General features: G+C 67.9%; 10 protein-coding genes. 4 read left to right on the top strand and 6 right to left on the bottom strand.

What is annotated here, in order from left to right; genetic code table 11:
• Window positions 1-4 precede the first annotated feature (4 nt).
• Window positions 5-826, bottom strand: coding sequence for a methyltransferase domain-containing protein (locus DAT35_RS51850; RefSeq protein ID WP_108076912.1), 822 nt, complete (start codon window positions 824-826; stop codon window positions 5-7).
• 268 nt (window positions 827-1,094) lie between these two features.
• Between DAT35_RS51850 and DAT35_RS51855 the strand changes: the two genes are divergently transcribed.
• On the top strand, window positions 1,095-1,973 hold the full coding sequence (locus tag DAT35_RS51855) for an alpha-ketoglutarate-dependent dioxygenase AlkB (RefSeq protein WP_108076913.1): 879 nt from the start codon (window positions 1,095-1,097) through the stop codon (window positions 1,971-1,973).
• A 1-nt stretch (window position 1,974) separates the two neighbouring features.
• On the opposite strand, the gene DAT35_RS51860 is transcribed toward DAT35_RS51855, so the two are convergent.
• Window positions 1,975-3,264 (bottom strand): ATP-binding protein, encoded by a 1,290-nt coding sequence (locus tag DAT35_RS51860; RefSeq protein WP_199243261.1) that lies wholly within the window; start codon window positions 3,262-3,264, stop codon window positions 1,975-1,977.
• A 214-nt stretch (window positions 3,265-3,478) separates the two neighbouring features.
• On the opposite strand from DAT35_RS51860, the gene DAT35_RS51865 reads away from it, so the two are divergent.
• Window positions 3,479-5,692 (top strand): M4 family metallopeptidase, encoded by a 2,214-nt coding sequence (locus DAT35_RS51865; protein ID WP_369946501.1) that lies wholly within the window; start codon window positions 3,479-3,481, stop codon window positions 5,690-5,692.
• Window positions 5,693-5,755: 63 nt separating this feature from the next.
• Here the strand turns inward: DAT35_RS51865 and DAT35_RS51870 are convergent, their stop codons facing one another.
• Both DAT35_RS51870 and DAT35_RS51875 read right to left on the bottom strand, forming a co-directional pair.
• Window positions 5,756-6,736, bottom strand: a complete 981-nt coding sequence (locus DAT35_RS51870) for a hypothetical protein (RefSeq protein WP_233262212.1) — start codon at window positions 6,734-6,736, stop codon at window positions 5,756-5,758.
• Window positions 6,737-6,848: 112 nt separating this feature from the next.
• Window positions 6,849-7,613 (bottom strand): thioesterase II family protein, encoded by a 765-nt coding sequence (locus tag DAT35_RS51875; protein ID WP_108076915.1) that lies wholly within the window; start codon window positions 7,611-7,613, stop codon window positions 6,849-6,851.
• Between the two features lie 164 nt (window positions 7,614-7,777).
• Between DAT35_RS51875 and DAT35_RS51880 the strand changes: the two genes are divergently transcribed.
• A complete protein-coding gene (locus DAT35_RS51880) occupies window positions 7,778-8,572 on the top strand; it encodes a glucose 1-dehydrogenase (RefSeq protein WP_108076916.1) in 795 nt (264 codons plus the stop codon).
• A 270-nt stretch (window positions 8,573-8,842) separates the two neighbouring features.
• Complete coding sequence (locus DAT35_RS51890) at window positions 8,843-9,301, top strand: Imm26 family immunity protein (RefSeq protein WP_108076918.1); 459 nt, start codon at window positions 8,843-8,845, stop codon at window positions 9,299-9,301.
• 103 nt (window positions 9,302-9,404) lie between these two features.
• On the opposite strand, the gene DAT35_RS51895 is transcribed toward DAT35_RS51890, so the two are convergent.
• Both DAT35_RS51895 and DAT35_RS51900 read right to left on the bottom strand, forming a co-directional pair.
• Window positions 9,405-9,923 (bottom strand): hypothetical protein, encoded by a 519-nt coding sequence (locus DAT35_RS51895; RefSeq protein ID WP_146210227.1) that lies wholly within the window; start codon window positions 9,921-9,923, stop codon window positions 9,405-9,407.
• 404 nt (window positions 9,924-10,327) lie between these two features.
• A complete protein-coding gene (locus tag DAT35_RS51900; RefSeq protein ID WP_233262213.1) occupies window positions 10,328-11,482 on the bottom strand; it encodes an MFS transporter in 1,155 nt (384 codons plus the stop codon).
• Window positions 11,483-11,486: the final 4 nt, after the last annotated feature.

Here is an 11,486-nt window from a genome sequence, read left to right on the forward strand (position 1 = left end):
GGGCTCAGGGGATGGGTTTGATGCCGCGGACCACCATGCCCGCCATCGCACCGTAGAAGCTCCCCGTGCGCTCGCCCTCCTTCATGAAGTGGACCCAGTCAGCGACCTCCTGCTCGGTCGCCACCCCTGCCTGGATGGCCTTCTCCAGCACCTGGTAGATGCCGAATGTCTCCAGCATGCTCAGCACCCAGGTGCCGACCACGGGGGTGATCGACAGCTCCTTCACCCCCAGGGAGCGGAACAGGCCTGGAATCCGCCGGCCAATCCAGGGATTGCGCAGCTGATCCGCCCAGAAGTGGACCAGCTTGCGGACCACGTTCCTGTCCGGCCCGTCCAGCACCCAGCTGTCCAGCTCCGGCTCGAAGAGCACCACCGCTCCGCCCGGCCGTGTGAGCCGCAACAATTCGCTGAGTCCCTGGCGAGGGTCCTCCAGGTAGATGAAGACGCGGGAGGCGCGGCAGCCGTCGAAGCTCTCCGAGGGGAAGTCCAGCTGGTGGATGTCTCCCTGGTGGTAGTCCACGGGCAGCCCCGTGTCCTCGGTCCTCCGACGGGCCTCGGTCACCATGTTCTCGCTCAGGTCGACCCCCGTGACACGGCCCGTCTTTCCCACCAAGGCGCCCAGCTCCCGGGTGACCTCGCCTACCCCACAGCCGGCATCCAGGATGCGAGCCCCCTCACACGCCCCCAGAAGGCGGTGGGTCAGCCGCTGCATCTCCTGCACCTGCTGAGTGGTGTTGAGGGCGTCCAGGAAACGGACTGCCTCGGTGGAAGTCGCGGCCCGATCGATGTTGTGGAAATCCAGTGCAAGGTTCGAGCTCTCTCCCACGGTACTCCTCCCTCGGCTTAGCGCGGCATCCCGGATTATGGCTTGGACCCATCAACGAGGGCTCGGCCCCCCTCGATTCCCCCCCGGGAGCTTCACTCCGGGTGCTCACACGCCTTGGATACCGCGGTCGCTGCCGATTCTACCTTGAGCCGGAGGGGCCGTTCTGGATCGCCTCGGTGACCAGCCGGTTTTCAGGCGGGGAGTGTTCACAATCGCCCGGAATTCCAATGGAATTCACCGTGGGTGGAGTGTTAGTGCGAGAGCGATCATGGCGCGTCCTCCCCCCTACGGCCGCTCGCTGGCGCTCAAGGCCCGCCAGCGCACGCCGGGCCACCACTACAACGCGAGCTTCCTGTCGGCAGCGGATCGCACGGAGATCCTCGCCTGGCTGGGCTCCCTGCACCCGCTGTGGGAGGAGCGCTACTCGAAGCACTTCCCGCCACCGCCGGGGCAGGCGCAGCGGCGGTTGTTGCGGCCGGTGTACTGGTTGGGCAACTGGCAGTTCGCGTGCCTGGACTACTACCGGCCGCCCAAGGGCGTGAAGGACCGCTGCGTGAAGGCCGAGCCCTTCCCGGCGGTGCTCCAGCGCCAGGTGGACAAGGTGGAGGAGCTCGCGCGCCGCATGTTCCGCGGCCCGGACATGCCCCCGGGCTGGCACCTCAACACCTGCCTGGTGAACTTCTACGGCAGCCGGCTCGAGGACGGGCGCTGGGTGGACACCGCGCGGGTGGGCGAGCACAAGGACTTCGAGCCGGGACCGGTGGCCTCGCTGTCCTTCGGCGAGCGTGCGCTCCTCCAGTTCGTCACCTCCACCCGCCCGGGCGAGCGCGATGAGGTGGTGCTCGAGCAGTGGCTCGACGACGGTGCGTTGCAGCTCTTCGGGGGCGCGCGCTGGAAGGATCAGACCTTCCACCGGGTGCAGCGGGTGGACACGCGGGCGGGCCACCTGCTCCCGCCCGAGATGCCGGACTTCAGGACCCGGCGCATCAACCTCACCTTCCGCTATGTGCCGGACGCGCACGTGACGCCCTTCGCGCTGCTGTCCCCGGAGGCCCGCGAGGACGTGCGGCCCTACATGGAGACGCTCGCCCAGCACAGCGCCTTCTTCCGGGCGGAGCTCGAGCGGGAGCGCAAGGCCGGGGGCTGACTCACCACAGTCCGTGCGTGCGCAGCAGCGTGCCCAGGGGCGTGTCTCCCCGCTGGTACGCGCCGAAGAGCCGCGTGGCCGTCTCCGCGGCCGGATGGGCCCAGACCTTCCACTCGCGGCCCTCGCGCAGCGCCGTCTCACAGTGGATGAGCGAGGTGCGCACCTCCTCGGCGGACCCGAGCGGGACGTGCTCGAACGGGAGCGGATTCTGGCTGGTGAGGAAGGACTGCCGCGTGCCCAGGCCTCGCAGGCAGGCCTCGACGAGGCGCGGGTGCAGGCCATTGGCCAGCTCGTCGGCGATGACGAAGTCGTCGTTGAGGTCCAGGTAGTACAGGAAGGACAGCAGCCGCTTGTGCCCGTAGCCGAGCTGCTCCTGAGAGAGCTCCACGCCATCCCGCCGCGTGAAGCGGAAGCCGAAGCGGCCGAATTCCAGGCGCCCGCCGTCCTCGTAGCTGCGCCGCTGCAGCAGCTCCACCCGGAACCGCCCCGAGGTGAACCCGGCCAGGGAGACGAACCTCGCGAGGAACCCCTGCTCGACCTCGTCGTGGCGGAACTCGAGGAAGCCGGCGGCGCTGGCCTGCTCGGCCCGCTCGCGCAACAACCCCGGCAGCCACCGGGGCAGCGCCATCAGACCGAGGGGGAACACCTCGTCCCCGTGCATCTCCATTCCATACTGCGTGGTGCCCATCTGCTGGAACGTCCCGAGCGACTCGTCGAACCGCGTTGGGGCGAGCAGGAAGGTGCGGCGCAGCAGCTCCTTGAGCCGCTCCTTGATGTCGGGCTCGAGCCGCTGGGCCGTCATGAAGAGCACCACCCACACGGTGCGATCCAGCAGCGACCAGTGCATCGTCTGCGACCAGGTGGGTTGTCCCTCCACCTCCCAGGACACGCCCTCGGCATCGGCGCGCATCACCAGCAGGGAGGAGGGCGCATCGAGCTGGAGCCTCAGCTCCATGAAGGGCTCCAGCCCGGTCTCGCTCTCCGGGGGACGCAGGGGCAGGAGCGCCGAGGTGCCGTGCGCGGCGGAGGGCCTCGAAGCGGCGGAGGGCCGCGCGTTGTGGACGCGGACGTGGAGCTCCATCCCGGGGAAGGTGAGGGCGTACTCGAGGGAGAACTCCTCGTGGATGAGCCCGGAGAAGTCCGAGGCGAGCACGCGGGAGAGCAGCTCCAGCAGCTGGGTCCTGCCGCTGCCGTTTTCTCCGAGCACCAGGTTGAGCGACGGGCTGAACACGAGCTCGGTGCCGGGCGCGACGTCCCGGTACCCGTGGATCTTGAGCTGCGTGAGCTTCATGGCGGGCTCTTCGACTCCCAGTGTGGCCGGGGAAGGGGAGGGGCGGGACTGTGTAAAACCGTTCACCGTGTCACCGCGCACGCGCTCGGCCAAGTGAACTCGCGTTCGCGTTTACACACCGTAATCAGAAAAATTCCTGAAAAACATCAAAACGCCTTGAAAGCCAAGCAGTGCGCATGTCAAGAAAGAGCCCTCTTCTTCAGAGGAGTGCTTCGTGAGCAATCGGTTCTCGAGAATGTTCTGCGCTGCGTGGCTTGGCGCCAGCCTGGCCGCGTGCGGTTCCATGCAGGAGGGCACGTCACCCGTACAGGGAGGCGATGACTCGGACGTCCAGTCCGCGCTGGCCCGTATCCAGGGCGCCCGGGTGCTCGGCACTGAAGGCGAGGTCCCCTATTCCATCCGCGGCCAGCTCGGCCGGGCGTCCCAGGTGCAGGGCGCGCTGCGCTCCTCGGCGGACGTCGACGTACGCGAGGCGCTGGGCGTCGTCGCTCCGGTGTTCCGGCTGAACCAGAACGACCTGGTGCTCAAGCGCACCACGGTGGACGCGAAGGGCCACCGGCACCTGCGCTTCCAGCAGACCAAGAACGGGCTCCAGGTGGTGGGCGGCGAGCTCATCCTCCACGTGGACGAGGCGGGCAATGTCTACGCCGCCAACGGCTCGGCCCGCGACGGCTCGAAGGCCTCCGCCGAGGCGAAGGTGGCCCCCGAGTCCGCGCTGAAGGTGGCCCAGGACGGCTCCTCCGCGCGGGGCGCCTCCGCCAGCGGCGCGAAGCTCGTCTACCTGCGCTCCGAGGGCAGCCAGGAGCCACGGCTGGCCTTCGAGGTGCGTGTGAAGGGCGAGCGCGACGGCATGCCCGCCGATGACCTCGTCTACGTGGACGCGGAGCGCGGCGGCATCCTGCTGGTGAACCCGCGCATCCACACCGCGATCAACCGCAAGGTGTACAGCGCCAACAATGGCAGCACCACGCCGGGTACCCTCAAGCGCTCCGAGGGCCAGGCTCCCGTGGGCGACAACCACGTCGACACCAACTACGACAAGCTCGGCGAGACGTACAACTGCTACAAGACGCTGTTCGGCCGCGACTCGTTCGACAACGCGGGCGCCACGCTCATCAGCACGGTGCACTACAGCACCAACTACGTGAACGCCTACTGGGACGGCACCCAGATGGTGTACGGCGACGGCGATGGCGTGGACTCCATCGAGCTGGGCCTGGACTCGGACGTCACCACGCACGAGCTGACCCACGCGGTGACGGAGCGCGAGTCCAACCTCACCTACTCGGGTGAGTCCGGCGGCCTCAACGAGTCCATGTCCGACATCTTCGCCGGCGTGTGCGAGAGCTGGACGCGCAACTGGGCCACGGACGCGGACGTCTTCAAGGTAGGCGAGGACATCTGGACGCCGGGCACCGCCGGTGACGCGCTCCGCTACATGGACGACCCGGCCAAGGACGGCGCGTCGCTCGACTTCTACGCGGACTACGGCGGCCAGGACGTGCACTACAGCTCGGGCATCAGCAACCTGGTGTTCTCGCTGCTGTCCAAGGGCGGCGTGCACCCGCGCGGCAAGACGACCAACACCGTGCCCGCCATTGGCCCGGAGAAGGCCGGCCGCATCTTCTACAAGGCCAACACGGACCTCTTCACGGCCTCCACCACCTTCGAGCAGGCCAAGACGTACACGGTGCAGGCCGCCGAGGCGCTCTACGGCACGGGCTCCGCTGAGGCCGCTGCCGTGACCGAGGCCTGGAAGGCCGTGGGCGTGCCTCCTCCGCCTCCGGTGGTGGACCCGCTGACCAACGGCGTGCCGGTGACGGGCCTCTCCGGCAGCTCCGGCAACAAGAAGTACTACGCGCTCGAGGTGCCCGCCGGTAAGCCGAGCCTGTCGTTCGCGATCAGCGGTGGTACGGGTGACGCGGACCTCTACGTGCGCTACGGCGCGGTCCCGAGCTCCAGCACCTACGACTGCCGCCCGTACGCGAGCGGCAACGCGGAGAACTGCTCCTTCACCAACCCGCAGGCGGGCACCTGGTACGTGATGGTCAACGCCTACTCGGCCTACTCGGGCGTGACGCTCAAGGGCTCGTACGACGGGACCGGCGGTGGCACGGGCACGCCGACGACCGAGACGGCCAGCGGCACCGTGACCAAGAACGAGAACGACCCGTTCGGTCCGTACAGCGTGCTGGCCGGCACCACCTTCACGGTGACGATGACGGGCACGCGCAACCCCGACCTGTACGTGCGCTTCGGCACGGCGCCCACCACGAGTAAGTACGACTGCCGCTCGAACACGTCCGGCGCCTCCGAGACCTGCACGCTGACCGTGCCCGCAGGCCAGAGCGTCGCGCACGTCCTGGTTCGCGGCGCTGGCTCGGGCACCGCCACCTACAACCTGACCGTCAGCTACACCAAGCCGTAGTCTCGAAGGACAGGATGGGTTGAACGGCGGGCGGCTCTCCTCGAGGGGGCCGCCCGTCGTGTTTCAGGGGGCATCGAGCCGCACCTTGCCGGGGAGCTGGCGCAGCAGGTTCAGCAGTCGGAGTGACGAGTGGATGCTGCCTTGAATCTCCCAGGGGTCGATCTTGTCTCCGCCATTGGTGAACTGGGGCGAGAGCACGAAGACCCGCACCCGGGCGTTCTCCATCATCCCGTGGAAGCGCGGGTCGCGCAGCAGGCCGCCACACAGCCGGAGCTGCGGCGAGGGCTGGAAGTAGTCCAGGTCCAGTGAGAGCCAATCCGCCTGGGTGACGCCGGGCTGGGCGAGCACCTGCGGCCAGTGCAGTGCCGAGGTGTCCACGAACCAGGGCACCACGGTGGAGAAGCCCACGTCGCGGCCCGTCATCCTGGACGTCGGCTCGGCCTTCGCCGTCGTGAAGAAGATGTCCTGCTCGTTGAGCACGGGGGCCCGGTCGCCCGGCCGCTTCAAGCCTTCGAAGAGCCTCCACCAGGTGGCCGCCTGCGGAGGCACGCGCGCTTCCAGGTAGCTGTCCTTGCACCAGTCCGAGTGGCGATCCGCGTGGAACAGGGTCCGCGGCAGCTCTCCCGTCGTCCGGTAGTGGTACAGGGCCACGTCGAGCATGTGGTGATCGCGCAGCAGGTAGTCGGCCTGGCCCGAGCGGCCACGCATCACCCGGATGTTGCCCCGGAGCACCGCGTCGATGTCTCGCATCGTGAGCGTGCCGCTCCAGGCGGACTCCTCGAAGGTGAGCTGCTGGCCCTCGTAGGGCTTCTCGCCCGCGTCTCCCACCACGTCTTCCGGGCCGGACCACCGGTGCACCCGCCGCTCGAAGCGCTCCGCCTCCTCCTCCCCGAGGACCTCGCGGGCGACCTCCCGAATGTCACGGCGCACGCCCAGGCCGGGAATCTCCGGAGTGAAGCCGCCCGCCTCCCCGGAGCCCGAGGGACGGAGCTGGAACGCGTACGCCGCGTCGGTGGGCTTCTTCCACTCGGAGTACCTGAGCACGGGGGTCCTTCGCAGGCCGCCTGCCGGGTGACCCGGGAGGCTCGGGGGCGCGGGCGGTAGATGACCGGAAACGCCGGTGCCGTCACGGAAATTGCGGAGCCCCACCGCTGCTTCAGGCCTTGAACTGGAGATCCTCGACGATGGCCTGGTGCAGCCGGCGCCGCTCGGCCGCGAGGAAGAAGTGGTTGCCCGGGAACATGCGCAGGCGGAAGTCCGCCGTGGTCTGATGGCGCCAGGCCGCTGCCTCCTCTTGACTGACCTCGGGATCCTCCAGCGCGCCGAAGGACGAGATGGGCACGTCCAGCGGAGGCTCGGGCTGGTAGCGGTAACTCTCACCGACCTGGAGATCCGCGCGCAACGCGGGCAGCACCGTGTCCCGGACGTCCTCGCTGGTGAGCACCTCCCGGGGAGTGCCGTACCGGGTGGCGACCTCCTCCAGGAACTCCTGGTCCGACAGGTGGGTGATGCGAGGCGCGGGCTGCTGGCGGATGTGCAGCGCTGGACAGGCCGAGAGAAAGAGGCGGGTTGGCAGGGGCTCCCCGTTGCGGCGCAGCCAGCGCGTCAGCTCGAAGGCGGTGATGCCGCCGAAGCTGTGCCCGAAGAAGGCGAAGGGGCGCGGCTTGACGAAGGGGCGCACCATGCTCGCCAGCTTCTCGAGCAACTCGGGGAACCGGGTGATGGGGGGCTCGGTGCGGCGCGTGGCGCGGCCCGGCAGCTCGATGGGGCAGACCTCGATGGACGCGGGGAGCTTGGTGGTCCACAGCCGGAAGATGGAGGCATCCCCTCCCGCGAAGTGGAAACAGAACAGGCGCAGACTCGCCTTGGGGCGAGGCTCGGGGCAGGTCACCCAACGGCGGTAGACGGGGGGTACTTGCATGAGTTGACCTCATGCTCCGAAGTGAGGGAGGGCCGCGTCAATCCCCCCCCGCCAGACCTCTGTCATCCGGCCCGGCTACGATTCGCCTCCGCATCACCGGGGGCCTGGCTGCGCATCGCCGTGGCACCCGCTCACACGCCGTGCATGGGTAGGGGAGGACCAACATGGGCATGTTGAAGGACAAGGTGATCCTCGTAACAGGAGCGAGCTCGGGTATCGGTTGGGCAACGGCGCTCGCGCTGGCCGGGGCGGGAGCCCGGGTCGTCGCGAGCGCAAGACGGGAAGCCCGGGGCCGGGAACTCGTGGCGCGAGCCAAGGAGCGTGGTGGAGAGGTGACCTGGGTCAACGCGGACATGACGGTCGAGCGCGATGTCGAGGCGCTCGTGCGCACGGGACTCGACACGTATGGACGCATCGACGGAGCCTTCAACAACGCGGGAGGCGGCATCATGAAGCCACTCGCCGAGGTGACGAATGAGGAATACGACTACCTCATGAACACCAACCTCCGCGGGACGTTCTGGTGCATGAAGCATCAGATCAACGCGATGCTCGCGAGTGGCGGAGGCTCCATCGTCAATTGCGCGTCCGTGGGGGCCTCGAGGGCCCTGCCCGGAATCTCCATCTACAGCGCCACCAAGGCGGCCATCGTGTCGCTCACGCGCAGCGCCGCCATCGAGTACGCACAGAAGGGCATCCGGGTGAACTCGGTGAGCCCCGGCGTCATCGAGTCGGAGATGGGCACCTCGGGATGGCGGCTCGATGATCCCCAGGGCCGGGCCTTCGCCGCGTCGCTCCACCCGATGAACCGCGTGGGAAGCCCCGAGGAGGTGGCCGAGCTCGTCGTCTTCCTCTTCAGCGACAAGGCCTCGTTCATCACCGGCCAGGACTTCCCGATCGACGGTGGCCTCACCTCGGGGGCGGGAGTCTCGCTCGTCACGCTGGGCCGGGCGGGCTGAGTCACTTCCGGGCAGGAATCCTCACAGCCGCTCCGCTCCGTGCGAGGGGAGCGGCTGGTCCTACCGCTCGACGTCGCCTACTGGCGGATCCGCGGGAGAGAGCAGCAGTTGATGGATTTCCATGGGGGCGCTCAGTCCGATAATCCAGCACCGTATCGCACCGAGAACGTCCAGCGCGGCGTGGCGAAAGACAATCCGCTGGGCAGGTTGTTCCACGATGCCGCCACGAAGCACAGGGGGCAGCTCCACCCCTACACCGGAAACTGAGAGATGGGCAAACAGAAATACAAGACAGGCACATTTGTCAGACTGGAGCTCGCCGATGGCTCCTTCGGATACGGAAGACTGCTTGAATCACCCTATGTTGCCTTCTACAATCACAGAACCACGAACCCAGACTTTGATTTGGACGGGATTGCGTCAAAGCCCGTCCTCTTCAAGATTGCTGTCAACCTGCTGGCCCTGAATGCGTGGGAGTTCATCGGATGGAGAACGCTCGAGGAACACCTGACTCAGCCACTCGTTCAGTTCAGGCAGGACGTGGGAGACTTCCGTCGCTGCACCATCTTCGACACCGCTGGCAACAAGAGAGCCGCCGAGCCCCAGGAATGTGTGGGGCTCGAGCGGGCCGCGATCTGGGAACAAGATACTGTCGAAGAACGCCTGCTCGATGCCTTCCTGGGGCGGCCCAACGCCGCTGAGGAGCACCTGAAGGTACGCCTGAGCTAATGAGCTTCAGGTAGGGCGGTGAAGGAATCGGGTGGGCTGAGCCGCTTCCGGTTCGGTCTCTCGGCCGCTCCGCTCGGCGTGAGGGGAGCGGCTGGCGGGGGGTTCAATCCCAGGCGGAGAGCCGGTCGAAGTCCTCCGACGTGTAGTGGATGCTGTCCAGGCCGTTGGTGAGCCATGCCCCCTTCAGGCCGAAACGCTCGCGCATGTTGCGGTAGGCCTGCACGTCCGTGAGGCTGGGGGCGAGCGCTCCGCCGATGTCATTCTTCGAGTCCTCGGTGGTGTACAGGCGATCGCCCGGCTTCCGGTCGAACATGAAGGGGTGGTTGTGGAGGTGGGCCACGGGCTCGAAGCCGTTGGCCACGTCGGCCACCACCCGGTCGCTTACCTCGTGCCGCAGCCGCCCGCCCACGCTGTCGCCTCCCGAGAGGTACACCCGGAGGCGGCCGTGGCCGCGCAGGATGTAAGCGCCGAGCTCGGTGGGGTGCTCGATCATGGGGTAGCGGTGTGCCTGACGCTGGAACAGCCGCCACTCCAGACAGTTGGCGGGGCCTGGTTGGCCGGCGCTGCCATCGAGGACGCGCCCGGTGTTCTCCGCCTCGCGCTGCATGGGCTTGCCGACCATCGCGGCGTGGACGGCGTTCTGCCGCTGGAGCAGGGCGCGCTGCTGTAATCCCTGCTCCCCTCCGAGCCGGGCCACGAGCGCCACGCGGTACTGCTCGCGCTCGGCGTCTATCGGAGCCGGGGCCCACCACGCGGGCGAGTCGGGGAGATCGAAGAACTCATTCAGTTCGCCCGGTTTGGGATCCTCCACCACGATAACTTCGGGCTGTGCATCGAGCGCGCAGGCCGGGGGTTCACTCGGGGCGGTGCCCGCTCGCGGGGCGTGACAGGCTGTGAACAAGACTGCACCCAGAAGCCAGGGAATCACTCTCATGGTCCGGCAGCCTAACCATGTCCGACGGGGCCGCAATCCCTGTCATGTGTGTGACGTGTCATCCACGGAGGGCCTGGGAGTTTCTTCGACCGTCACGCCGGTCTGCGGCTGCCCAGCACCGCCACGCCCAGACCCAGCAGGGCGACGAGGCTGAACGAGCCGCGCAGACTCGTCACGCCCGCCACCAGACCGATGAGCGGAGGGCCCACCAGGAAGCCCAGGAAGCCGATGGAGGACACCGCGGCCAGGGCCATTCCCGCGGACATCGTACGCGACCTGCCCGCCGCTCCGTACACGAGCGGCACCACGCTCGACACGCCCAGGCCTACCAGCATGAAGCCCACGATCGCCGTGGGCAGACGCGGCAGCACCACCGCCAACATGAGCCCCAGCATGATGAGCACGCCGCTGACCTGGAACACCCGCCGCGAGCCGAATCGGCGCGTGAGTTCGTCCGCGAGGAATCGCCCGGACGCCATCATCGCCATGAACGCCGCGTAGCCCGAGCCCACCCAATCCTCATCCGCGCCCACCACCCGCTGGAAGTACACTCCGCTCCAGTCGAACATGGCGCCCTCGCAGATCATGGAGCAGAAGGCCATGACGCCCAGGCCCAGCAGCTCCCGGTCCGGCACCACGAACACCCGATTCCCGGTGGTATCTCCAGTCGAATCCGAGAGCAGGAAGCGCGAGCACGCGGCGAGCACCGCCAGCATGAACAGCCCCATTCCCAGGAAGTGGGGCAGCGGTGGCACTCCGGTGCCGATCATCCCCGCTCCCACCCCCGAGGCGACGAAGCCCGCGAGGCTCCAGAGCCCGTGGAAGGACGCCATCACCGAGCGCCCATAGAGCGCCTCGACGCCCACCGCCTGCGTGTTCACGGCGATATTCACGACGTTGCCCATGAAGCCAAACACGAACAGCACCGCGAGCAGCGCTGGGAGTGATCCCGCCAGGCCCAGCCCCACGAGCGCCAGTCCATAGAAGACCAGCGCCGAGAGCGCCACCATCGCACTGCCCCAGCGGGCCACCCACCAGCCCGAGAACAGCAGGGAGGTCATTGACCCCACGGGCAGCGCCAGCAGCACCAACCCCAGCGCCGCCTCGGTGAGGCCCAGGCGTTGCTGGATGCTCGGAATGCGCGACGCCCAGCTCGCGAAGCACACCCCATGGAGGAAGAACAGCGCGCCCGCTGCCATGCGGTGGACGTGGCGCGGATACCCCGTTTCCGTACCCTGGAGAATCATCTCG

The sequence above is a fragment of the Vitiosangium sp. GDMCC 1.1324 genome (genome assembly GCF_003044305.1).
GTDB lineage: Bacteria > Myxococcota > Myxococcia > Myxococcales > Myxococcaceae > Archangium.